Source organism: Streptomyces sp. NPDC008001 (genome assembly GCF_042958085.1).
Taxonomy (GTDB): domain Bacteria; phylum Actinomycetota; class Actinomycetes; order Streptomycetales; family Streptomycetaceae; genus Streptomyces.
On sequence record NZ_JBIBIZ010000001.1, the window covers coordinates 707750 to 730272 of the forward strand.

General features: G+C 72.6%; 23 protein-coding genes. 10 read left to right on the forward strand and 13 right to left on the reverse strand.

Annotated elements, in window-relative coordinates; translation table 11 throughout:
• Window positions 1–265: 265 nt before the first annotated feature.
• Entirely contained in the window at window positions 266–1618 is a 1353-nt protein-coding gene (locus ACFZCD_RS02680; protein WP_391827112.1) for a UDP-glucose dehydrogenase family protein, read from the forward strand.
• On the opposite strand, the gene ACFZCD_RS02685 is transcribed toward ACFZCD_RS02680, so the two are convergent.
• The gene (locus ACFZCD_RS02685) at window positions 1619–2653 is read right to left on the reverse strand and encodes an iron-containing redox enzyme family protein (protein ID WP_391827114.1); all 1035 of its coding nucleotides are present in this window, start codon (window positions 2651–2653) and stop codon (window positions 1619–1621) included. It lies immediately after the preceding gene.
• A 151-nt stretch (window positions 2654–2804) separates the two neighbouring features.
• Here ACFZCD_RS02685 and ACFZCD_RS02690 point away from each other — a divergent pair, with 151 nt between their 5' ends.
• The 4 genes from ACFZCD_RS02690 (at window position 2805) to ACFZCD_RS02705 (ending at window position 6133) form a co-directional block, all read left to right on the forward strand.
• Complete coding sequence (locus ACFZCD_RS02690) at window positions 2805–3410, forward strand: 2'-5' RNA ligase family protein (RefSeq protein WP_391827116.1); 606 nt, start codon at window positions 2805–2807, stop codon at window positions 3408–3410.
• Between the two features lie 129 nt (window positions 3411–3539).
• A complete protein-coding gene (locus ACFZCD_RS02695; RefSeq protein WP_391827118.1) occupies window positions 3540–4574 on the forward strand; it encodes a sulfotransferase in 1035 nt (344 codons plus the stop codon).
• A 306-nt stretch (window positions 4575–4880) separates the two neighbouring features.
• Window positions 4881–5690: a phosphotransferase gene (locus tag ACFZCD_RS02700; protein ID WP_391827120.1), complete on the forward strand. Its 810-nt coding sequence runs from the start codon at window positions 4881–4883 to the stop codon at window positions 5688–5690.
• A gap of 32 nt (window positions 5691–5722) precedes the next feature.
• Complete coding sequence (locus ACFZCD_RS02705; RefSeq protein ID WP_391827122.1) at window positions 5723–6133, forward strand: RidA family protein; 411 nt, start codon at window positions 5723–5725, stop codon at window positions 6131–6133.
• Window positions 6134–6245: 112 nt separating this feature from the next.
• Here the strand turns inward: ACFZCD_RS02705 and ACFZCD_RS02710 are convergent, their stop codons facing one another.
• Window positions 6246–6833: a hypothetical protein gene (locus tag ACFZCD_RS02710; protein WP_391827124.1), complete on the reverse strand. Its 588-nt coding sequence runs from the start codon at window positions 6831–6833 to the stop codon at window positions 6246–6248.
• Window positions 6834–6882: 49 nt separating this feature from the next.
• Between ACFZCD_RS02710 and ACFZCD_RS02715 the strand changes: the two genes are divergently transcribed.
• The gene (locus tag ACFZCD_RS02715) at window positions 6883–7521 is read left to right on the forward strand and encodes a hypothetical protein (RefSeq protein WP_391827126.1); all 639 of its coding nucleotides are present in this window, start codon (window positions 6883–6885) and stop codon (window positions 7519–7521) included.
• A gap of 114 nt (window positions 7522–7635) precedes the next feature.
• Window positions 7636–9447: a GAF domain-containing protein gene (locus ACFZCD_RS02720; RefSeq protein ID WP_391827128.1), complete on the forward strand. Its 1812-nt coding sequence runs from the start codon at window positions 7636–7638 to the stop codon at window positions 9445–9447.
• A 31-nt stretch (window positions 9448–9478) separates the two neighbouring features.
• On the opposite strand, the gene ACFZCD_RS02725 is transcribed toward ACFZCD_RS02720, so the two are convergent.
• Complete coding sequence (locus tag ACFZCD_RS02725; RefSeq protein WP_391827928.1) at window positions 9479–10237, reverse strand: response regulator; 759 nt, start codon at window positions 10235–10237, stop codon at window positions 9479–9481.
• Window positions 10238–10608: 371 nt separating this feature from the next.
• Between ACFZCD_RS02725 and ACFZCD_RS02730 the strand changes: the two genes are divergently transcribed.
• A complete protein-coding gene (locus ACFZCD_RS02730; RefSeq protein ID WP_391827930.1) occupies window positions 10609–11301 on the forward strand; it encodes a CBS domain-containing protein in 693 nt (230 codons plus the stop codon).
• A gap of 38 nt (window positions 11302–11339) precedes the next feature.
• Here the strand turns inward: ACFZCD_RS02730 and ppk2 are convergent, their stop codons facing one another.
• Together ppk2 and ACFZCD_RS02740 are read right to left on the reverse strand one after the other, a co-directional pair.
• Entirely contained in the window at window positions 11340–12197 is an 858-nt protein-coding gene (gene ppk2, locus ACFZCD_RS02735) for a polyphosphate kinase 2 (RefSeq protein WP_391827130.1), read from the reverse strand.
• 111 nt (window positions 12198–12308) lie between these two features.
• The gene (locus tag ACFZCD_RS02740; protein ID WP_391827132.1) at window positions 12309–12704 is read right to left on the reverse strand and encodes a 4-oxalocrotonate tautomerase family protein; all 396 of its coding nucleotides are present in this window, start codon (window positions 12702–12704) and stop codon (window positions 12309–12311) included.
• A gap of 124 nt (window positions 12705–12828) precedes the next feature.
• On the opposite strand from ACFZCD_RS02740, the gene ACFZCD_RS02745 reads away from it, so the two are divergent.
• Complete coding sequence (locus tag ACFZCD_RS02745; protein ID WP_391827134.1) at window positions 12829–13731, forward strand: LysR family transcriptional regulator; 903 nt, start codon at window positions 12829–12831, stop codon at window positions 13729–13731.
• A gap of 60 nt (window positions 13732–13791) precedes the next feature.
• On the opposite strand, the gene ACFZCD_RS02750 is transcribed toward ACFZCD_RS02745, so the two are convergent.
• The 7 genes from ACFZCD_RS02750 to ACFZCD_RS02780 all read right to left on the reverse strand — a co-directional run bounded on the left by ACFZCD_RS02750 (window position 13792) and on the right by ACFZCD_RS02780 (window position 20843).
• Entirely contained in the window at window positions 13792–14802 is a 1011-nt protein-coding gene (locus tag ACFZCD_RS02750; RefSeq protein ID WP_391827136.1) for an Acg family FMN-binding oxidoreductase, read from the reverse strand.
• Window positions 14799–15473 carry a hypothetical protein gene (locus ACFZCD_RS02755; protein ID WP_391827138.1) on the reverse strand — a complete coding sequence of 225 codons (675 nt, stop codon included), beginning with the start codon at window positions 15471–15473 and terminating at the stop codon, window positions 14799–14801. Before ACFZCD_RS02755 ends, ACFZCD_RS02750 begins: the two co-directional genes overlap by 4 nt.
• Window positions 15474–15545: 72 nt before the next feature.
• Complete coding sequence (gene ctaD / locus ACFZCD_RS02760) at window positions 15546–17189, reverse strand: cytochrome c oxidase subunit I (protein WP_391827932.1); 1644 nt, start codon at window positions 17187–17189, stop codon at window positions 15546–15548.
• Between the two features lie 324 nt (window positions 17190–17513).
• Window positions 17514–18440, reverse strand: a complete 927-nt coding sequence (locus ACFZCD_RS02765; protein ID WP_391827140.1) for a universal stress protein — start codon at window positions 18438–18440, stop codon at window positions 17514–17516.
• Between the two features lie 82 nt (window positions 18441–18522).
• Window positions 18523–19008, reverse strand: a complete 486-nt coding sequence (locus tag ACFZCD_RS02770) for a hypothetical protein (RefSeq protein WP_391827142.1) — start codon at window positions 19006–19008, stop codon at window positions 18523–18525.
• Between the two features lie 274 nt (window positions 19009–19282).
• Complete coding sequence (locus tag ACFZCD_RS02775; RefSeq protein WP_391827144.1) at window positions 19283–19777, reverse strand: cupin domain-containing protein; 495 nt, start codon at window positions 19775–19777, stop codon at window positions 19283–19285.
• Window positions 19778–19811: 34 nt separating this feature from the next.
• Entirely contained in the window at window positions 19812–20843 is a 1032-nt protein-coding gene (locus ACFZCD_RS02780; RefSeq protein ID WP_391827146.1) for a hypothetical protein, read from the reverse strand.
• A 295-nt stretch (window positions 20844–21138) separates the two neighbouring features.
• Between ACFZCD_RS02780 and ACFZCD_RS02785 the strand changes: the two genes are divergently transcribed.
• Window positions 21139–22137 carry a tectonin domain-containing protein gene (locus tag ACFZCD_RS02785; protein ID WP_391827148.1) on the forward strand — a complete coding sequence of 333 codons (999 nt, stop codon included), beginning with the start codon at window positions 21139–21141 and terminating at the stop codon, window positions 22135–22137.
• A gap of 62 nt (window positions 22138–22199) precedes the next feature.
• On the opposite strand, the gene ACFZCD_RS02790 is transcribed toward ACFZCD_RS02785, so the two are convergent.
• The gene (locus ACFZCD_RS02790; protein WP_391827150.1) at window positions 22200–22514 is read right to left on the reverse strand and encodes a hypothetical protein; all 315 of its coding nucleotides are present in this window, start codon (window positions 22512–22514) and stop codon (window positions 22200–22202) included.
• Window positions 22515–22523 lie beyond the last annotated feature (9 nt).

The following is a 22523-nucleotide window of genomic DNA, read 5'->3' on the forward strand; positions in this document are numbered from 1 at the left end:
GCTTCCGCCGCTTTCTCGGGAGGCTGCTCACGGACTGTGGCGTCCGGTCTGCGCAGCAGAACAACTCCTAGAAGCTTCGCACAGGGCACCGGACGTCTCCACCGGAGACGCGGCCTGCCCGGGCGCCCCTTGGGATGCCCGGCGCACCACCGGCCCCGATTGCCGTTCCGCGTGACCGGGGCGAGCCTGAAGCAGCGACCGTTCACCGGGCGGAGCGGAAGAGGACCGGGGGACAACCGGGGGACAGGAGAGGAGGGCGGGGACCATGCGTCTGTCCGTCATCGGCTGCGGCCACCTGGGCATCCCGCACGCCGCCGCCATGGCCGAGATCGGCCATGAAGTCGTCGGCGTGGACCTCGACCGCGCCAAGACCGACCGCCTCAACTCCGGGCAGTGCCCCATCCACGAGGACGGGCTCGCCCGGCTGCTGGCCACCCACACCGCGACCGGCCGTCTGCGCTTCACCACCGGCATCACCGAGGCGGCGGCCTTCGCCGACGTCCACTTCCTCGCGGTCGGCACCCCCATCGACGCCGACGGCCGCAGCTACGACACCGGGCAGGTCTTCGCCGCCGCCCGTGCCCTGGCCCCGCACCTGACCAGGCCGTGCGTCGTCATCGGCAAGTCCACCGTCACCGTCGGCACCACGGGACGCCTGGCCGCCCTCCTCGCTCGCCTGGCGCCCGCCGGTGACGGCGTCGACGTCGCCTGGAACCCCGAATTCCTGCGGGAGGGCCACGCCATCGAGGACACCCTCCGCCCCGACCGCATCGTCGCCGGCGTCTCCTCGCAGCACGCCGAGGATGTGATCCGCGCCGTCTACGCGCCCCTGCTCGCGAACAACGTCCCCTTGTACGTCACCGATCCGGCCACCGCCGAGCTGATCAAGGGCGCGGCCAACGCCTACCTCGGCATGAAGATCTCCTTCATCAACGGTGTCGCCGACATGTGCGCCGCCGCCGGGGCCGACGTCCAGCAGCTCGCCGAAGCCCTCGGCACCGATCCCCGCATCGGCCGCGGGAGCCTCGGCGCCGGCCCCGGGTACGGCGGCGGCTGCCTGCCCAAGGACCTCCGGGCCTTCACCGCCTCCGCGGAAGCGCTCGGCGCCCACGACGCCGCGGCCCTGCTCCGGGCCGCCGGACAGCTCAACGACTCCCGCCCGGCCGCCGCCCTGCGGCTCGTCGAGGAGACCCTCGGACACGGCGTCGGCGGGGTGAAGGTCACGGTGTGGGGCGCGTCGTTCAAGGCCGGCACCGAGGACGTCCGTGAATCGCCTGCCCTGGCCGTTGCCGCACTGCTGCACCGGCGGGGCGCCGCCGTGACCGTCCACGACCCCCTCGCGGGGCCCACGGCGCTCGCCGGCCACCCCGGCCTCGACTACGAGGAGGACCTCGAAGCGTCCGTCAAGGGCGCCGAACTGGTCGTACTGGCCACGGAATGGCCGCAGTTCCGGGAGGCCGACCACGAGCGCCTGGCCGGGCTCGTGGCCCGTCCCGTCCTGGTGGACCTCCGCAACCTCGTCGACGCCGGCACCTGGCGCGCGGCCGGCTGGACCGTGCGGCAACTCGGCCGCCCCGCCCACCGGTCCGCGCGGCGCAGCCCCCCGGCGCCCGGATGATCAGGCCAGCGGCGTACGGAGCGAACTGCTGCCCGACCTCCAGGCGCCGAGCAGGTGATCGGCGAGGCGGTCCTCCAGCCATACGGTGGCGGCGATCCCGAAGGCCACGTCCGGGGCCAGCGCGGGTTCCCCGGCCAGCAGATCACCGATGATGTCGTGGCGGACGAGCTGCTCGTGGACGGCGTCCGCCTCCACGTGCTCGGCGTAGAAGCGGACGGCCGCCGGCCCCGCCCCCAGCCGCCGCAGCGCCTCGACCAGCCGGCGCGAGCCCGGGGGAGAGGTGCACTCCAGGACGGCGAAGTGCCCGGCGAGAGCCCCCCTGCGGGCGCGGTGCAGGCCGAAGAGCGACATCAGGTTGACCGTGGCCAGGGTCACGGCGGGAGCGGCGTCCAGGTAGTGGCCGTAGGCGTCGTCGAGGTCCAGGTCCCGCAGCAGGTCGGCGAAGAGCTTCGCGTGGACCCGGTCGGCCCGGCCGGCGCCGAACTCCTCGTACTCGACCGTGGCCATCGCGGCCTTGGCCCGCCCGGTCAGCCGGGGGATCACCCAGGCGTGGGGATCGGCCTCCTTGAGCTGGTAGAGCGACCGGTGGGCCGCGTACTCCCGCACGTGCCACCGCTGTCCGTGGTCGCGCAGGAAGTGCGTGACCCCCCGGCCGTTCACCGGCTCCACGACCAACTGCTCCAGTGCGGCGCCGGCGTCGCCGTCGCACGGAACGTCGGCGCGCAGAGCCGCCAGGAAGCGCTGTTCGAGGGCCCGGCGCAGGCCCAGCAGCTGCGGATCCCACTCCCAGGCCTCGTCCACCCCCGCCCAGCCCCGGTAGTGCAGCTCGTAGCAGAGGTAGAGGGCCAGCTGGAGGTCGTCACCGTAGGCATCGGCCGTCCCGGCGAGCGTCTCCGCCGGGAGCCGTCCGCGGCCGGGACCCCGCACGAGGGCCTCGGTGAGCGCGGTGGTCAGCTCCCCGCGAGCGGGTGGGCAGGGCGCGGCGCCGGCCGGGCCCGGGAGCGCGCAGCCGGTGACGGTTTCAGGGCTCGTCATCAGTCCGTTCCGTCCGTTCCTCCGGAACTCAGGGGCACATCCGGTACCGGGTAACCGCATGCCTGCCCGCTGAAACCCTCAGGCGAGCCACGCCGGCCCGGGTTGCGCGAGGTTCTCGTCCGCGGGCGGCCGCGGGCCGGATCATGGCAGTGTGCACGAGAACCCGGAATGCGGCGGTGCCGAGCCCGCGGACGCCCTTGAGGTGGCGCCGACAGCCCGGACGGCGGTGGCGTGGCTGCCGCCGCAGGAGCTCTGGCCGGCGATCCAGGACATCCGCTGGGAGCACGATCCGCAGGTGCGGCGTTGGCCGCCGCACGTGAACCTGCTGTTCGGCTTCGTACCGGAGGAGGAGTTCGCACGGGCCTTGCGGCTGCTCTCCGCCGGGGCGGCGGAGTGCGCGGCGTTTCCGGTGCGGCTGGCCGGCGTGCGGTACTTCCGGCACCGGCACTACGCGACGGTGTGGCTCGATCCGGCCGCGGCGGACCCCGCACCGTGGGCCCGTCTCCACCGGGCGCTGGGGCTGCGGTTCCCGCTCTGCCGCGGGCGCGGCGGCCGCTTCACCCCGCATCTGTCCCTCGGCCGCACCCAGGACCCGCAACGCCTGGCCGCCGAGTGCGCCGCCCGGCTCGGCGCGCTGCCGGCCGTGGTCGGGGAAGTGGTCCTGCTCTCCCGGCGCGGCGAGGGCCCCATGCGCCCCCGGGCCACGATCGCCCTGGGCACGGGAGAGGTCCGCCGGCTGCCGGAGGAGGAGCGATGAGGCCGAGTATCCCGGCGACCGAACGCCGGTGCACGTGTGCCGGAAGCGGCGGCCGAAGGGGTCGGGAGGCGGCACCGGGGTAGGCCTGCTCGGGACAGGCACGGATCGTCGTCGAAGGAGTACGGCCACATGCGCACCCTGACATTCGTCGTCGGTACGGGCCGCAGCGGATCGACCGCCTTGTCCGGCATCGTCAACGAGCACCCGGATGTGCTCAGCCTCAACGAGCTGCTGTCGTCGGTGCAGAGCCGGGGCTTCCCGGAAGGCCTCCTCACCGGTGAGGAGTTCTGGCGGCTCCTCGCCGACCCCAACCGGCTGTTCGAGCGCATGATCCGCAGCGGGGTGCCGATGCCGGAGTTCGTCTACACGCGGCGTCCCGGACGGTTCGCGAGCGAAACCACCGGCATCCCCGCCCTGTGCCTGATGGTGCTTCCACACCTCACCGACGACCCGGACGGGCTGTTCGACGAGCTCGGAAAGCAGGTGTGCCGCTGGCCCGGCCGCACGGCAGCGGCCCACTACGAAGCCCTGTTCGGCCTGCTGTGCGCGCGATTCGGGCGCACGGCCGTCGTCGAACGGTCCGGCTACTCCCTGGACCGGGTGCCGCTCCTGCGCAGGGCCTTCCCGCAGGCGCGCTTCGTGCACCTGTTCAGGGACGGGCCCGACTGCGCCGTGTCCATGAGCCGGCACACGGGCTTCCGGCTGATCTTCCTCATGAGGGAGATCCTCGCGCGGACCGGTGCGGAGCGCGTCGAAGACCTGACCGAGGACCAGGTTTCCTCCCTGCCGTCCGAGCTGTCGGAGTTGCTGGCCGAGCGATTCGACCCCGCACTCGTGCTGGACCGCGACCTGCCGCTGACCGGATTCGGGGCGCTGTGGTCGGAACTCGTCACCCGGGGCGTCAGCCATCTCGGCGAGGTTCCCGCCCACCTGCGGACCACGCTCGCCTACGAAGACCTGCTCGACGAGCCCCGCGAGGAGCTGACACGACTGGCCCGCTTCATCGGCGTCGAGCCCCTCCGGCAATGGCTCGACGCCGGAAGCGCCCGACTCGACGCCGGCCGCCGCGGCGCCTCCCGGCGCCTGCCGGCGGATGAATTCGCCGCACTGCGCGAGTGCTGTGCTCCCGGCATGCGCGCGCTGGAAGGCGGCGAGAGGTCATGACGAACCCCGCAGCGCGGTGGTTGTCTTCCGGTCGTTGGTGGTGATCTGTGCCGGTGGAGGCGGAACCGTGCTGGTAACAGGCCGACTCCGCCTACGGCGGCGAACCATGAGGGCCCGCCGCAACTGCCGCGACAGCTTCTGACGGACAACGGGCCCCATAGCTGATCACGGTCGGCACGGGTGCCGGCCGTGGCGGAACATCCGGCAGCGCTTCCGCGTGGCGCAGGCCCTTGGCCCGGTCCGCGGACGCGCCGGAAACCGGAAAATGCAGCTGCACGAGCGAGCGTGCCGCGCTAGAACCGACTCATGGACGACGAGCAGCGTTTGCCCGGCGGCAGGACAGTGGGAGCGGTGCGCCGTGGTGGCGCGGTCCACCGGCCCGTCCAGCCGTGGACGCCCGCAGTGCACGCGCTGCTGCGCCATCTGGAGGCCGTCGGCCTGGAGGGCGTGCCCCGGGTCCTGGGAACGGACGGCCAAGGACGTGAAGTCCTGACCCACCTCGACGGCGAGACGGCGGGCGAGGACCTTCCCTGGCCCTCCTGGGTGTACTCGACGGCCGCGCTGGAGGACGTGGGCCGGTGGGCCCGGAGGCTGCACGATGCGACCCTCTCCTTCGTCCCGCCACCGGACGCGCGCTGGCTCGCAGGGCAGTCGTGGCGGCCCGGCCTGGTCATCGGCCACCATGACGCCGCCCCGTGGAACGCGGTCTGGCGCGACGGGCACCTGGCGGGCTTCTTCGACTGGGACACCGCCGGCCCGTCAACGCGTGAGTTCGACCTGGCCTTCATGGCGTTGACCTGGGTTCCCCTGCACGCGCGCCGGCTCGCCGAGCGGACCGGCTTCACCGCCTTCGAAGACCGCTCGCGGCGGCTGCACCTGCTGCTCGACGCCTACGGGTACGAAGGGGACCGCTCGGCGTTCGGAACCGTGGTGGCCGCGCGGGCGAGGACCAACGCGCAGGTCATCCGCCGCATGGCCGCCGACGGCGACCCGGTATACACGGCGCTGGAGCCGGTTGCCGCCGACCTGGACCAGGCCGCCCGTGAAGCCGGCATGCTGCCCGCCTCCTTCTGGCTCCCTCCGGTCGAATGCTTGCCGGCGGAGAAAATGCGGTGAGTGCCGGCACCATGCTGGTCAGACTCGCTGACATGACTGAGAAGATCACCCGCATCAACCCCGAGCAGCTGCATGAGACACCCGGCTACCACCACATCACCGTGGTGGAGGCAGGCCGTACGGCCTATCTGGCGGGGCAGTGCCCGCTTGATCGGAAGGGTGACCTCGTCGGTTCCGGTTCCCTTGCGACGCAGGTCGACCAGGTCGTCGCGAACGCGCTTGCTGCCCTGGCAGCGGTGAATGCCCGGCCTGAACATGTGGTGCGGTCAGTGATCTACGTGCGGAGCGATGAGAGGGACACTCTCGGAGCCGCATGGCGTCGGCTCACCGAGTCTGCCCTGGGTCCGGCGTTCACCACTGCCAGCACGCTCTTGGGCGTCGCCCAGCTGGGCTTTGAGGGACAGCTCGTCGAGGTGGATCTCACCGTGGCGCTGCCTGACTGACTTCGAACGGCGCATCGGACTGCGTAGCCCGGCTGGGCATTCGCGGGACGCTGGGGCGGCAGCTCGTGGTGCCCCGGTCCTCGCCGCCGCACGCCGGCGGCGAGCAGGCGGGCTACGGCCTGGCGGCTGTGCGCGTCCAGAGGGTGAGGTCGCTGCTGGTGGCGACTGCGAGGGTGTGGCCCGACGGGGAGAAGCCCGCGGCGCGGAACTCGGAGTAGTCCGCGTGGAGGACGTGCCACCAGTTCTCCTCGTGCGCTCCCCGGGGGAGACCGCCGGCCCTGGCGAGCAGGACCCGGTGGCACGGCCATTCGGGGCTGACGACGGTCACGGTCCACCCGTCACCCGTGCCCGCGTGGAGGCCGCCGCCGAAGAGGCCGGCGATGTGGATGCGGCTCCCCGCGACCGGACCGAGGCCGGGGCAGGTGAGGTCCGGGGTGTCCTCGGGCGTGCAGGAGTCGTCGGCGGGGTCCCGGTCGCGGGCGATCTTCTCGCCGGTGACCGCGTCGAAGAGCCCGTGACCGCTGGTGGAGACCGTCATGACCAGATCGTGGCCGCTGCGGGGATCGACGGCGAAGCCGATGCCGAGCAGCCCGCCGACGGCTATCCGGTAGTCGTACACCTGGCGCCAAGGGCTCGGCGCGGGTACGACGGGGGCTTCGAGGACCTTGTCGTGGAGCTTCTGCTGGTACGCGCTGATCAACGGTTCGCCTCGGCGTGGTCGTGGGACTCGGGCACTCTATTCTGCCCCGATGGCTGAAACAGATATGAAGGCATCTCAGGGCGGGACCGTGAGCCGCGGTGGATACCTGGTGTTCACCTTCGCCGTGGTGGGGCTCGGCTGGGCGATCGCGGCGGTCAACACGGGGATTTCCTACCTCGCACTGGGCACGGGCCTCGTCCCCATCATCACCGGCCTCGTCGGGTGCTTCGCCTTCGTGGTGGCCCTGCGCGTCCTCCACTGCGCGTGGTGGCTCGCCTTCCTCTCCTTCCTGCCGGCGCTGTTCGTCCTCGTGGGCTCGGTCCAGTACGCCCCTGAGGCCGCGCTCGACGACCGGGGCATACGCGAGACCGTCCGCGTCGCCGGCGACAGCGCCGCTGACGGGGGGACGGGCCACCACTTCACCCTCATCGGCCCGGCGGGCAAGCTGAAGGAGACCCTGGACCACGACGGGGACCACCCGAAGTGGAAGGTGGGCGACCGGATCGAGGTCGTCCACGACCCGCAGGGCGTCGTCCCGCTGGAGGCGGCCTCCGACGTCGACCCGGACACGCAACTCGGCTGTCTCGCCATGGGAGTCACGGGCTGGACGGGCATCACCCTGCTGGCCGGCCGGCGCGGTTTCGTGCGGCGCCGCGCCGGCCGGCGCCCCGTGTTCGAGGATGACTGAGCCGGCCCCCTCCGCGCCGCCCGGGCGTTTCTGCCCCGGGCGCGGGCGGATACGGTGGGTGATCCGGAGGAGGACCCTTCGGGATCGTGCCGGGATCACCCGTGAGGAGACGCGTTGGAGACCACCGGGAACGGTCCGGTGCGGTTGCCGCACCTCAGGCTGGACGAGTTACTGGGAGAGCTCCAAGCCCGGCTGGACGCCGCACGCGGCACCAGGGACCGGGTGCACAGCCTGCTGGAAGCGGTGCTCTCGGTCGGCCGCGGGCTGGACCTGGAGCACGTGCTGCGCCGCATCACCGAGGCGGCGGTGACGCTGGTCGACGCCCGGTACGGCGCTCTGGGCGTCATCGGGCCCGACGGGCGGAGGCTCTCGCAGTTCCTCACGGTCGGACTGACCGGCGAACAGATCGAGGCGATCGGGCCGTTCCCGTCCGGCCACGGTCTGCTCGGCGAGCTGATCCGGCACCCCGAGCCGCTGCGGCTGCCCGAGATCTGCGAGCACGCCTCCTCGTACGGCTTCCCGCCGAACCACCCGCCGATGCACAGCTTCCTGGGCGTCCCCATCCGGGTCCGCGACCAGGTCTTCGGAAACCTGTACCTGACCGAGAAACGCGGCGGCGCGGACTTCGACGGCGAGGACGAGGCAGTGCTCTCCACCCTCGCCGTCGCCGCCGGGGTCGCCATCGACAACGCCCGCTTGTACGAGGAGTCCACGCGGCGCGAACGCTGGCTGCGGGCCAGCGCCCAGGTCACCACCAGCCTGATGTCCGGCAGCCCCCGGGAGAACGTGACCGCGCAGATCGCCGAGCTGGCGAAGGAGATCACCGAGGCCCGGCTGGCCACCGTGTCGCTGCCGCTCAAGGACGGCTCCGCCCTGACCGTCGACGTCGCCACGGGCGAGCCGGCCGATGCCCTCCGCGGCCTCGCGCTCCCGGTGGAGGGCACCCTGGCCGGGGCGGCCTTCTCCGGGCGCGCACCGGTGTGCAGCCCGGGCGTCGCGGAGGATCCGAGGGTGACCGGGGTGCCCGCGGCGGTGGCCGGGCTCGGGCCGGCGGTGGCAGTGCCGATCACCTCCGGCGAGACGGTGAAGGGCGTGCTGTTCCTGGCCCGGGGCCTGGGACGGCCGGTGTTCACGGAAGCGGAGGTCGAGCCGCTGCTGCGGTTCGCCGGGCAGGCGGCCCTGGCCATGGAACTGGCCGAGCGCCGCATGGACGCCGAGCAGCTCACGCTCCTGGAGGAGCGCGACCGGATCGCCCGGGACCTGCACGACCTGGCGATCCAGCGGCTGTTCGCCACGGGCATGACGCTGCAGAGCGCCGACCGCTTCATCGAACACCCCGAGGCGTCGGAGCGCGTGCAGCGCGCGGTGGGCGACCTGGACGAGACCATCAAGATCATCAGGTCGACGATCTTCGGGCTGCGGTCACGCGAGACCGCGCCCCAGCACGGGCTGCGCTCGCGCGTCGTCCGGACGGTCGGAGAAGCGGCCGCGCCCCTCGGCTTCACGCCCAGCCTCCGGATGGAGGGCCTGCTGGACACCGAGGTGCCCCCTGCCGCCGCCGACGACGTGGTCGCCGTACTGGGAGAAGCCCTGGCCAACGTCGCCCGGCACGCGCGGGCGGCCTCCGCGGACGTCGCTGTGGTCAACGACGGCCGGTCCCTGGTGCTCACGGTCGCCGACAACGGTGCCGGCATGCCGTCCGGAGGCCGCCGCAGCGGCCTCCGCAACCTCGCCGAGCGGGCCCGGCACCACGGCGGCCACTTGCGGCTCGGTGCGCGACCCGGCGGCGGCACGCTGCTGACCTGGCAGATCCCCTTGTCCGCGGACGGCACGGAGACGGACCACCCCGGCACACGCGCAAACACGGCCCCTGACCCTGACCCTGACCCGGGTCCGGGCCGGACCGGGCAGGGCGTCCCGCACTGAGCGGCGCGCTCAGCAGCCCCCCGTGCGCTCGTCACCGGTGGCCGCGCCGGCCCCCGCGGTCCCCGCAGGCGTCCGCAGCCGCGTCCGGCGGGGCGGTGGCGGCCTGTGCGGCGATGACGGCCGCCTGGATGCGGCGCTCGACGCCGAGCCCGGCGAGCAGCCGTGAGACGTGGTTCTTGACGGTCTTTTCGGACAGGAACAGCTTCTTGCCGATCTGGCGGTTGGTGAGCCCGTCGCCGATGAGGGCGAGGATGTCGCGCTCGCGCGCGGACAGACCGGCGAGCCGCTCGTCCTCCCGTCCGCCGTGCCCGTCGCCTCCCCGCAGGCTGCCCATCAGACGCGTGGTCGTGGCCGGGTCGAGCATCGACTGCCCGGAGGCGACGGTGCGGACGGCCGCGACGAGATCGGCCCCCTTGATCTGTTTCAGGACGTAACCGGCGGCTCCGGCCATGACGGCGTCCAGCAAGGCGTCATCGTCGTCGAACGAGGTCAGCATCAGGCAGGCGAGCCCGGCCATCCGCGAGCGCAGCTCCCGGCAGACCGTGATGCCGTCGCCGTCCGGCAACCGGACGTCCAGGACGGCGACGTCGGGGCGGAGGGCGGGCCCGCGGGCGAGGGCGTGGTCGACGGTGCCCGCCTCACCCACCACCACGATGTCGTCCTCGGCCTCCAGCAGATCGCGGATGCCCCGCCGGACGACTTCGTGGTCGTCCAGGAGGAAGACCCTGACCGGCCTGCCCGGGGAGAACCGCCCTGTACGGTCCGGAGCTTGGTTCGTCACCTGGTCCACGTCCACAACCGGCTCCCGTCCGCCGTCGGCGCAGTGCTGCCTGCTTCGACCATGGGCCACGAGAGCCGGCGTCCGCCATGGGCCGGACGGCCCTGGGCGCCTGCTCCACCGCCCGGTTGAGGGCCGAGCGGCCCCCGCGCAGGGCCGGCCGGCTCATGGGGAGGGCGGCTGCTGCCGGGCACCCTGGGTCATGCCGAGCCCTGCCGTGGAGGACGTGGGCTCCGTCCGGGCGCGGGTACGCGTCGTACAGAGAAGCGCGCAGAAGCCGGCCCACAGGAAAGGAGGAGCCCGGAATGGACAGGCTGGACGAAACCGGGACGGAGGCGCCCCGGACGGACCGGGCCCAGGAGTCCCGGACGGAGGAGCCCCTGATGAAGCACACCCCGTACACCGTCAGCGACGTGATGACGCAGACGGTCGTGGCGGTCAGCCGCGCCGCCCCGTTCAAGGAGATCGTCAAGACGCTCGCGCAGTGGAAGGTCGGCGCCCTGCCCGTCCTGGAGGGCGAGGGCCGCGTCGTCGGAGTGGTCTCCGAAGCGGACCTGCTGCCGAAGCAGCAGTTCAAGGACCGCGACCCCTCGCGCATGGAGCAACTGCGCCACCTGGACGAACTGGTGAAGGCCGGCGCCGGTACGGCCGAGGAGCTGATGACCACGCCCGCGGTGACCGTCCACGGGAACGCGACGTCGGCCGAGGCCGCCCGCACCATGGCGCGCCGGCACGTCAAACACCTCCCGGTCGTGGACGACGAAGGGATGCTGGTCGGCATCGTGAGCCGCAGCGACCTGCTCAAGGTCTACCTCCGCGAGGACGAGGACATCGCCGCCGAGGTGCGCCGCGAGGTGATCGGCCACTTCTTCCCCAACCGGAAACCCACGGTGGAAGCCCGCGTGGAGGAAGGCGTGGTGACCCTCACCGGGACGTTGCACGACACGGCGCTGATCCCCCTGATGGCACGGCTGGTACGGGCCGTCGACGGCGTGGTGAACGTCGAACTCCGGCTCTCCGGCCCGGTCCGCCGCCACCGCCTCCCCGAGCCCCCGGTGGTCGGGCCCCAGTTCTGAGAGGAGGTGCCGGGACAGCTCTGAGAGGAGGTGCCGGGTCAGCCGGCTTCCGGGGGCGTGCCGGAGGCGAGCGAGGCCGCGTGGTCCGGGACGTGGGTCTGCTCGTCCCGCGGCGGCCGCCGGTATCCCGTGGACGGCGGGCGCGGAGGCAGGGTCAGCTCGGGCCGGGGCACCTCGCGGTACGGCACCGAGGACAGCAGGTGAGCGATCATGTTGATGCGGGCGCTGCGCTTGTCGTCGCTCTCGACGACGTACCACGGTGCCTCGGCGATGTCCGTGTGCACGAACATCTCGTCCTTGGCCCGCGAGTACGCCTCCCAGCGGGTGATGGACTCCAGGTCCATGGCCGACAGCTTCCAGCGGCGCGTGGGGTCCTCCAGCCGGCTGCGGAAACGCTGCTCCTGCACGGCGTCGCTCACCGAGAACCAGTACTTGCGCAGCAGGATGCCGTCCTCGGTCAGCAGCCGCTCGAAGACGGGGCACTGCCGCAGGAAGCGCCGGTACTCCTGCTCGGTGCAGAAGCCCATGACGCGCTCGACACCGGCGCGGTTGTACCAGCTGCGGTCGAACAGCACGATCTCGCCCGCCGTGGGGAGGTGCTCCACGTAACGCTGGAAGTACCACTGGCCGCGCTCGCGATCGGTCGGCACGGGCAGCGCGACCGTCCGTGCGACGCGCGGATTGAGGTGCTCCGTCACCCGTTTGATCACGCCGCCCTTGCCCGCGGCGTCCCGCCCCTCGAAGACGACGACGAGCCGGGCTCCCTCGGCGCGCACCCACTCCTGGAGCTTGACCAGCTCCGTCTGGAGACGGAACAGCTCCCGCTCGTACGCCTTCCGCGGGAGCCGCCCGCCCGGTGCACCGGCCCGTCCGCCGGCTTTCGCGTCGCCGTCCACCGTCTGTCTCCTTCGTCTCCCTGCCGGTGAGGGGCCGGTACGGGTCTCCCCGCTCCTCAGAGTCTGCGCGGCCGTGCGCCCGTCACGCCATCCGGCGCGCGGCGGAGGCGATCAGGTGTGTGCGGCCCGCCGGTAGAAGTCGAACTGGGTCACGCCGTTGTAGCCGTAGCTCTCGGGGTGCAGTTCGTGCAGCGCGACGCCGGACCGGGGGAGCGGACCGAGGACGTCCGAGAGCAGTTCACCGGCTTCGGCGATGAACGCCGCCTTCTCCGCGGCACTGTTCGTGCCCGCGGTGATGCTGGCCTCGACGTGCGCGTCGCGGCTCCCGGCCAGGGCCCGCCCGCCGACGTAGTAGCTGCCGGCCGGCACCAGGTTGATGTGGACGACGGTCCTCGCGGCGGACTTGCCCAGGGCCGAGACGGCCAGCCGGGTCAGCCCCTCGGCGAGGGCGCTCTGAACGTCGGCCGGAAGGCCGGGGTCGGGAATGGTCACCCGGATGTACGGCATGTCTCTCCTCCGTGGGCGCTGGGCCCGTCTCCGTCCGCCGGGGACCCGGCGGCACGGAGCAAGCCTCGCCGACCTGGCACGATGGATCCAACGCATGAATGTCATACGCATATGAGGCCGACGCATGACCGTGAACCTTCCCCAGCTGAGGGCCTTCCTCGCCGTCGTCGATGCGGGCGGCTTCAGCGCGGCAGCCGCTGAACTGGGCATGAGCCAGTCGGCGGTGTCGCACGCCGTCGCTTCCCTGGAACGCGAACTGGCCGCCCCGCTGCTGCTCCGCACCACTCCCGCCCGGACCACGGCGCTCGGGGAACGGGTGCTGCCCCACGCCCGCACGGCACTCGCGGCGGCCCGGTCGGTGGAGCGGATCGCAGCCGATGCCGCCGGCGCCATGACGGGGATCGTGCGCCTGGCCGCCACCCCGACGGTCTGCCAGGGGCTGGTCCCCGGCCTGCTGCGCCACTGGCAGGAGGAGCAGCCGCGGGTCACGGTGCGCGTGTTCGAGGGGGACAGCGCCGAAGTGTCGGCCTGGCTGGACGAGGGAACGGCCGACGCCGCCATCCTGATCGACCCGCCGCCCGGCCCCGGCACCCTGCTCGCCACGGACCACTACCGGGCCCTGTTGCCGCGGGATCATCCCCTCGCGGGCGAGCCGTCCGTCGACGTCCGTGACCTGGAGGACGACCGGTTCCTGATCTCGCCCAACGGTTGCGAAGCCCGCATCCGCACCATTTACGAGATGGCGGGGCTGCGCTTCACCCCGGACCACCGGGTGCGGGACCTGGCGACCCTGATCAGCATGGTGCAGGCCGGCATCGGCGTGACCATCCTGTCCGAGGTCTCCCGCCCGCTGATCCCCCCGGACCTGGTCCTCCTCCCGCTGGAGCCCCGGACCTCGCGCCGCCTCGTGCTGACCGGGCCGCAGGGCCGCGCGTGGCATCCGGCGATCCGCGCCCTGGCGGAGTCCGCCGCAGGCCACCCGGTTCCGGTGGCCACGGTCACCGGAACCACGGCGGTGCTCGGCTGAGAGGCCCCGCGGGCCGTCCTGCGGCTCGGTACGGTGCGTGTGTCCTGCGGCGCGTGTGTCCTACGGCTCGATGACGAGGACGTCGCGGACGGGGCGCCGGTGCGTGACGGGGCCTTTCGGGCCGTATCCGATGCGCAGGATCATCTGCACCTGTCCCGTGCCGGTGACCGGGTCGCGCAGGGGCCAGCGCAGGTCCGGCCATTCGAGGGCCTGGGTGGAGAACGAGGTGACGAGCCCCTTCGCCGTGGCCAGGAGCAGCACGCGCTCCATGGCCTGGCCGGCGACCAGCCAGTCGCGCGGACCGTCCTCCGCCGTGGTGAGCACGGCCAAATGGGGGTTGCTCTCGAAGGGCGTCGACCCGAGGCCGGCCGCCGGCTTCCCGCCGGAGTAGTCGCGCATGGGCGCCCGGCCGCCGTGTTTACGGGGGCCGAACGCGTAGTCGGGGACGCCGTCGGGCGCGGTGTCGGACTCGCCGGGCCCGGTCCTCGTCCAGCGGGCGAGGTCCTCCCCGCTGCCCTCGTCGGTGAGGTTGCGGGCCTCGGCCTCCTCGGCGAGCTCCTGCACCCAGTCCAGGTGCCAGGAGGCCGGGAACGCCAGGGCGGCGCCCTCTGCGGCGGCGGCGTCCACCAGGGCCGCCCGGAGGTTCTCCGGGATGTCGGTCTCCGCGAACGGGTACCGGCTGGTGTGCCGCTCGCGGATCGCGGGGTGGAGCAGCCTCAGGCCGGCGTCCTGCTCGTCACGCGCTGCCTCGTCACCCGCTGCGGTCACCCGCACGGCCGCGAGCAGCGACGGCTCGGAGGCATCGGGCAGCAGGGCGACCTCCGGGTGCAGGCCGGCGTTCGCGACGGCGACGCGGAGGTTGAACAGGGCGGCGCCGCATCCCAGGCGCAGGGCCCGGCCCTCGGGATCGGAGTGCGGCATGATCCGCTCGAAGTCGGCGTACACCCGGAAGGTGCCGCTTCCTCGCGCGTAGCGGAAGCGCCACGGCTGAGCGTTGTGCATGGACGGAGCGGCCGCCGCGTCCCCCACCAGTTCTGCCACGGAGGCGTCGTCCAGGGGCGGTGCTGTCACCGGAGTCTCCCTTCGGACGGCCGGGTGCCCGGCCGGGATCCCTTCCATGGTCCCTCCGCCGTCCGCTCGCGGCAGCGGCCGGGCGTCCCTCCCTTTGGGCCGACCGGCTCATTCCCCTGCCGTTCCGGCCCGGCGAGCCCGTTCCGGCGCCCGGGGCCGGCGGCGTGCACCGCGGCGGCGAGCAGCGCCGCGCCCGCCACGGAAACGGAGGCCAGGACCGCCGTCACCGCATCGGTGAGCAGGAGCAGCGCGGCGGCCAGGCCGGACGCGGCGACCGTGCCCAGGAGGGCCAGGGCGAGGAAGCCCCGGCGAGCGGTCGCGGTGTCGGGCGCGGGGGGAGTCCCGCGCAGCGCCGTCCAGCAGGCGTCCGCCTCGCGCCGCTCCCGTACGAGATGCGTACGGGCCCGGACGCGCAGCACGGCAGTCGTCGCGGCGCCGCCGCCCGCCACGGCGCACAGCGCCTCCCACGGCACCTGCCACGGCGCCGGGACGAACAGCAGCAGCCCGGCCGCGGCGGTGGCCGCCCACCCGGTCAGGCACGCCCGGGCGGCGAGCCGCCGGGAGCGCGGCCGGTCGTCACCGGCGCGGAGGTCCGCGACGGCGGGCAGGTACCAGGCACTGCCCGCCAGGCACAGCGCCGTCACTCCGACTGCCAGGACGACGTGGGACATGCGCTTACTCCTCGGATGGATATGGATTGCGCCGGACGTATGGGCCGGAGGGGGAATCCCGGGCCGGTCGCCTCAGTGCCGAGCCGGTTCGAGCGCCGCGACGCCGGGGTGGTGCAGGTCGAACGCCGGGGATTCGGAGCGGATGCGCGGCAGCGAACGGAAGTTGTGCCGCGGCGGCGGGCAGGACGTGGCCCACTCCAGCGAGCGGCCGTAGCCCCACGGGTCGTCGACTTCGACCCTCTTTCCGTACTTGGCCGTCTTCCAGACGTTGTAGAAGAAGGGCAGGAACGACATGCCGAGCAGGAACGAACCGATCGTCGAGACCGTGTTGAGCGCAGTGAAGCCGTCGGCGGCGAGATAGTCGGCGTACCGGCGGGGCATGCCCTGCGCACCGAGCCAGTGCTGTACGAGGAACGTGGTGTGGAATCCCACCGTGAGCGTCCAGAAGGTGATTTTCCCCAGCCGCTCGTCCAGCATCTTCCCCGTGAACTTCGGCCACCAGAAGTGGAATCCGGCGAACATCGCGTACACGACGGTGCCGAAGAGCGTGTAGTGGAAGTGCGCGACGACGAAGTACGAGTCGGAGACGTGGAAGTCCAGCGGGGGTGCGGCGAGGATCACGCCGGTCAGGCCGCCGAAGACGAACGTGATGAGAAAGCCCGTGGCCCACAGCATCGGGGTCTCGAAGGACAGCGATCCTTTCCACATGGTGCCGATCCAGTTGAAGAACTTCACACCGGTCGGGACCGCGATGAGGAACGTCATGAAGGCGAAGAACGGCAGCAGCACGCCGCCCGTGACGTACATGTGGTGCGCCCACACCGTCACTGACAGACCGGCGATCGAGATCGTGGCCGCGATCAGGCCCCAGTAGCCGAACATCGGCTTGCGGGAGAAGACCGGGATGACTTCGGAGACGATGCCGAAGAACGGCAGGGCCAGCACGTAGACTTCGGGGTGGCCGAAGAACCAGAAGAGGTGCTGCCACAGCAGCGCACCGCCGTTGGCCGGGTCGAAGACGTGCGAACCGAATTTGCGGTCCATCTCCAGCGCGAAGAGCGCGGCCGCCAGCACCGGGAAGACCAGGAGGATCAGGACGGCGGTCAGCAGGACGTTCCAGGTGAAGATCGGCATGCGGAACATCGTCATGCCGGGCGCGCGCATGCAGATGATCGTGGTGATGAAATTGACGGCGCCCAGGATGGAGCCGAAGCCGGACAGGGCCACACCCATGATCCACATGTCGGCACCGACGCCGGGGGAGTGCACCGAGTCCGACAGCGGCGCGTACGCGAACCAGCCGAAGTCCGCCGCGCCCTGCGGGGTGAGGAAGCCGGCCGCGGCTATCAGGGAGCCGAAGAGGAAGAGCCAGTAGGCCAGCATGTTCAGCCGGGGGAACGCCACGTCGGGCGCGCCGATCTGCAGGGGCGTGAGCCAGTTGGCGAACCCGGTGAACAGCGGCATCGCGAACAGCAGCAGCATCACCGAGCCGTGCATCGTGAACGCCTGGTTGAACTGCTCGTTCGACATGATCTGCGTGCCGGGACGGGCGAGTTCCGCCCGCATCAGCAGGGCCATGAGGCCGCCGATGAGGAAGAACGCGAACGCCGAGACGAGGTAGAGCGTCCCGATCTTCTTGTGGTCGGTGGTCGTCAGCCACTCCACCACCGGGCTGCGGGGAGCCCCGCCGGTTCCCCCGGCGCCCGCGCCGGCCACGGGGGACCCGTCCACAGGCACCTTCCCCTTCGTACGCACCGTGTCCACTGGACGGGGACCTCCGCTCTCGTGTTGCTGAAGACGGCGGCCGGGAAGGGCCCTGTGCGAGAGAGCCGTTGCTCTTCCCGGCCGCCATCACATGATCAGCCGCGACGGAGGGCCGCCGGAGGGGCCGGACAGGCCCCCGGTCCGGGGCCGATGGTCCCTGAGGGGTCCCGGGGACGTGAAGGTCCCGAGGGGCGGGCGCCGGGGGCAAAGGGCAACGTCCGCCCCGGACGGGACGGACGGGACGGACGGGACGGACGTTGCGGGTGGGGACGGCTGCTACGGGTGGGGGACCACCGCGACGGGGCACCGCGCGTGATGCAGCGCGGCGTGGGTGACCGAGCCGATCAGCGGCAGATCGCCGGGGCCGGGGATGCGGCGCCCGACGACGATGAGGGACGCCCGGGCGCCGTGGGTGAGCAGGACCTCGGCCGCGCTGCCGACCTCCGCGTGCTCGGCGACCGCCACCTGCGGGTACTTCTCGCGCCAGGGGAGCAACGCCTCGGCCAGCTGCTTGCGCTCCAGGGGTTCGAGGCCGCCCGCCTCGTCGGCCAGGTACATCGACCCCGGGCTCCAGGCGAAGACCGGCGGTACGCTCCAGGCCCGTACGGCCCGCACGCGCGCGTTGCGCGCCGCCGCCGTCGCGAAGGCGAACTCCAGGACGGGCTCGGCGGCTTCGTCCAGGTCCTGGACGCCCACCACCACCTCGCCCCCCTCCGGCCGGAGCTCCTGTCCACGGGGGTTCCGCACCAGGACCAGTGGCGCTTCCGCCCGGCGCAGCACCTTGAGCGCCACCGAGCCGATCAGGAAACCGACCGCCGCACCGTGGCCGCGCGAACCGAGGACGAGCATCTCGGACGCGGCCGCCGCGGCGATCAGGGCGGGCACCGGGTCCTCCGGCAGCAGTTCGGTGGTCACCGACAGATCGGGGGCGCCGGCCGTGACCCGTTCTTCGGCCTCGCGCAGCACGTCCACGGCCCACCGCCGCTGCACCTCGGCGTCCGTGGCTGCGGGGACCTCCAGGGGACGCCACACCCAGGCGTACACCAGGCGCAGCGCCATGCCGCGGCGCCGGGCTTCGGCGGCCGCCCAGTCCGCGGCGGCGAGGCTGTGGTCGGTACCGTCCAGGCCGACGGTGATGGTGCCGGGCATCGGAGCCTCCAGGAAGAGCAGGAAGGGGAGGGGAGAGGGAGCGAATGGGAACACTCTCCGCCGGTCCTCCGCCGCGTGGTCAGGGACCGAAGGTCCCGGGCGGCCGGACGAGGGTCCCTCGCGGAGCCGGCGGGCGTCAGGCGGACAGCCTCCGCGACCACTGCGGTTCGACGACTTCCCACTCCGCCGCCCAGTGCTCGTACCGCTTGCGGTCGAACCTCGCGGTGACCGCGGCCCTGGCGCCCAGGAAGACCAGGATCAGCAGCAGGGCCGTCACGGCGCCCGTGAACCAGGCCGCCTCCACGGCGGTCCGGCGCTCCAGCGGAGGCCGCGTCGGTTCACCCGAGGCGTCCGCCCAGATCCTCACCCGCTCGCCTAGGGCCGTCCCCGTGGGAACGTCCGCGAAGCCCATGCGGGACACGCCCCGGTCATCGGTCCACCGGACCGGCGCCGACTGGGTGCCGGAGCGGGACACGGTCCCGTACGCGTCCCCGGCCGACCGCACGGTGATCCGGTGCTTCGCCGCCGTCTGCTCCCGCACCGTGTGCATCTGCGCCTCGTAGGCGCCTTGGGCAGCCAGGTACGGCACGCATGCCAGTGCCGCCGCGAGCAGGAGCAGCAAGCACGCGCGGAACTCCCGCTCGCAACGGTCGCAGGGCCGCCGGGAAGGACGGCTGCGCTTCCGGCGGGCCGGGGAAAGGAACGGCCTGCGAGGACGCGGTGTGCGCTCCGTGGTCATGATGCGCCTCCGGGGGAAAGGAGCCGTCCGGCTCGCTCTCCCCACCATCGGTTCACCGCCGGACGGCGGTCACGGGGCCGAAGGTCCCGCGGCACAGGTCCGGAAGGGGGCGCCCGGCGCGCGGCGGCCACCGGGCACCGATGCCCGGCGCGCCTTTCTAGACCGTGTCAGGGGCCACCGGGTGGGAGCTGGTCCGGTAGCGGCTGCGGAACTCCGCCAGCAGTTCGTCGGTCACCTCGGCGCCGGCGCTGACTGCGGCGTGGACGTCGCGGAAATAGTTCTCGTAGCCGGCGGGCGTGTAGAGGCACAGGGCACGCGCGGGCACCGTGCCCGCGTTGCGGAATCCGTGCGGGGTGCCGCGGGTGGCGGCGAGCAGGTCGCCGGGGCCGGCCGTGACCTCGCCGTCCCCGGTGTGGAGCGTCAGCTCGCCTTCGAGGACGTAGAAGTACTCGTCGTGTCCTTCGTGCACGTGCGGCCTGGCTCCGATCGTGCCGGGAGCGAGGCTGAACTCCTCGAAGGAGAAGTGCCCGTCGGTGTGCTCGCCGGTGAGGCGGAAGAAGTGCGCGACACCGGCGACGTCTATGAGTTCACCGTCCTGCGGGCGGCGCAGCAGCGGACGGGCGGGAGCCTGAGCTTGATCGTCATGGGTCATGGGCACATTGTGGCCCAGGGGCCCGCCCGGTGGATCATGAACAGGGACCCGTGTCCGCGTCCTGCTCGCCCCCTTCCGCCGTGAACGACGCGAGCCCGCCCCTCAGCGTGCCGAGGGTCTCCTCCGCCAGGTCGTGGAGGAACGCGGGGCACACCCACGCGTCCAGCGGCTCCTCCTCACCCTCCTCGTCCTCGTCCTCGTCCTCTTCGTCCCACCCGTAGTACTCCGAGATCTCGGCCCGGCCGCCCGGACTGCGCAGCAGGTAGCCCACCTGGTTGGTGTAGTCCGGATCGCTGGTGTCGGGGTGCTCGCCGGGGGCGTGGGTGCACGGAGCGTCGCCCAGCAACGGGACCGCCGCCTCGATTCCCTTGATCATCGCGTCGAGCACGGCCCGGTCCGTGATCCGCTCGGACGTCGCGTACCAGCACGTGGCGTTCATGGTGACGAGGAATCCGGCCAGCGTTCCGCGGGTCGGCCGGGCGGCGGTGAGGACGGACTCGTCGATCAGGGCCTGCTGCGGGTCGACGTACGGGTAGTCGTTCACGATCCCGGAGAGCGTGCTGATGCAGCTCTGGTGGTAGCGCGGTGCGCCGACGGGTATGCGGCGCACGGTGAACGGGGAGATCACGTCCGCGGCGAGGCGGGCCCATCCGGCGACGTTGCCCGGGCAGAGGAGCCTTTCCTTGTCGCTGTCAGGGATACGGTCTTGCCCTGCGAGTCCGAGGGCCGGCAGGCCGGTGCCGGCGTTCCAGACCTCGTCCTCCAGCGCATCCATCTCGGCCTGGTACGGGTGGTCGCTGTGCGAGCAAGACCTGCTGCCCAGCGCGCCCACCGCGGCGTACAGGGCTTCGAGGGCGGCGCGCTCGGCCGTGGGACCGGGCCGCCAGGAGAGGTACTCCGACATCATCACCAGCCCGGAGACCCACACGTGGGCCTGGTCTCCGCCCGGGTCCGCCGCCAGCCTGCCGGCGCAGTCCAGGACCAGGGGGTCCGCCTCCTCCGCGGCGGACGTGCTGCTGACGCGCTGCCAGGCGTCCGTGAGCTGGGCAAGGCGGGGGCTGGTCATATCGATCATGATCTGCATGACGGACTGTGCGCGCGTGCGGTTCCCGCTCACGCCGGAGCGGTCCCACCGCACGGCGCCCGCCCCGAACGTCCGCCTGCCGCAGACCACGCGGCGGGGGCGCGGGCAGGCCGGCCCGCCGCTGCCCTGTTCGTCGTGTGCCCGCCGCAGTAGGGTGCGGCCCGCGTCTCCAGCGGATCCCGTGGGTCCGTCGGCTCGTGTACCTCTCTGCAGCAATCCGTACCGATCGCCGCCATCACGCACCTCCCGTAGCTCTCTGCGCAGGAAGGGCAGTCGTATGAGGAAGATGAGGAAGCGGCACAGACGCACGGTCCCCATGCTCCGGCTCGTCGTGCTCGCCGCCGTCGCGGCGCTGCTGGCGGCCCTGCCGGGGGTCGGGTCGGCCGCCGCCCGTACGGGGCCGGTCGCGCCGTTCGCCGTGTTCGGGTCGTCGATCGCCGCGGCCCGGAACGCGGACGGGCGGCTGGAGTTCTTCGGGACCAACCCCGGGGACGCGGTCTTCCACCGCGCCCAGACCGGCACCGTGGGCGGCGCCTGGACCGGCTGGGAGCAGTTCGACGGGGCACTGCGGGCCGTGGCGTCCGAGACCAACGCGGACGGGCGCGTCGAACTGTTCGGCGTCAACAGCGCGGGTGGCATCTTCCACCGCTGGCAGACGGCGCCGGGAGCCGGCTGGTCCGGGTGGCAGCAGTTCGACGGGAGCCTGACGTCGATCGCCGCGGCCCGGAACGCCGACGGGCGCCTGGAGATCTTCGGCTCGAACAGCGCTGGGAACATCTACCACCGCTGGCAGACCAGCATCGGTGGCGCCTGGTCGGCCTGGGAGCAGATGGACGGCCTGCTGACCCAGGTCGCCGCGGAGACCAACGCCGACGGACGCCTTGAGCTGTTCGGCGTCAACAGCGCCGGCGGCATCTTCCACCGCTGGCAGCTGGGACGGCCCGGCGGCCCCTGGTCCGGGTGGGAGCAGTTCGACGGGGGCCTCTCCTCGATCGCCGCGGCCCGCAATGCCGACGGGCGCCTGGAGATCTTCGGCGCGAACGGCGCCGGAAACATCTACCACCGGGCCCAGAACCAGATCGGCGGGGGCACCGGCTGGACGGGATGGGCGCTGATGGACGGCGGCCTGAGCCAGGTCGCCGCGGAGACGAACGCGGACGGGCGCGTCGAACTGTTCGGGGTGAACAGCGGCGGGTACATCTACCACCGCTGGCAGACCGCCATCGGCGGGCCCTGGTCGAACTGGGCCCAGTTCGACGGCGTCCTCCGGGGCTGACCGCCCTACGGCCACCAGGAACGGCGGGCCGGGCCGCTCCCGGGCGGCCCGGCCCATGCGGTCTAGCGAGGGTTGAAGATGACGCTGGCGAAGCGCGCGCGGCTCGGGGCGGCCTGTCCCGGGGCGAGGCGCGTGGGAGAACCCTTGCACCGCTTCCGGGGGTAGACGACGACCGTCTGCCGGGTGGCGTTGTGCGCGCCGCGCGCTTCCTGCCCCAGGTCGAAGCACTTGTTGTCCGGCGGGTTCTGGATCGAGTACGTCCTGCCCTCGGGCCCCACCCAGGCGAACGTACCGCTGGCGGCGTCTGCGGAGACCGTGCCGGAGACGGCGAGGACGAGCCCGCCGAGCGTGACGACGAACGGACGGAGAACATGCATGACGATGAT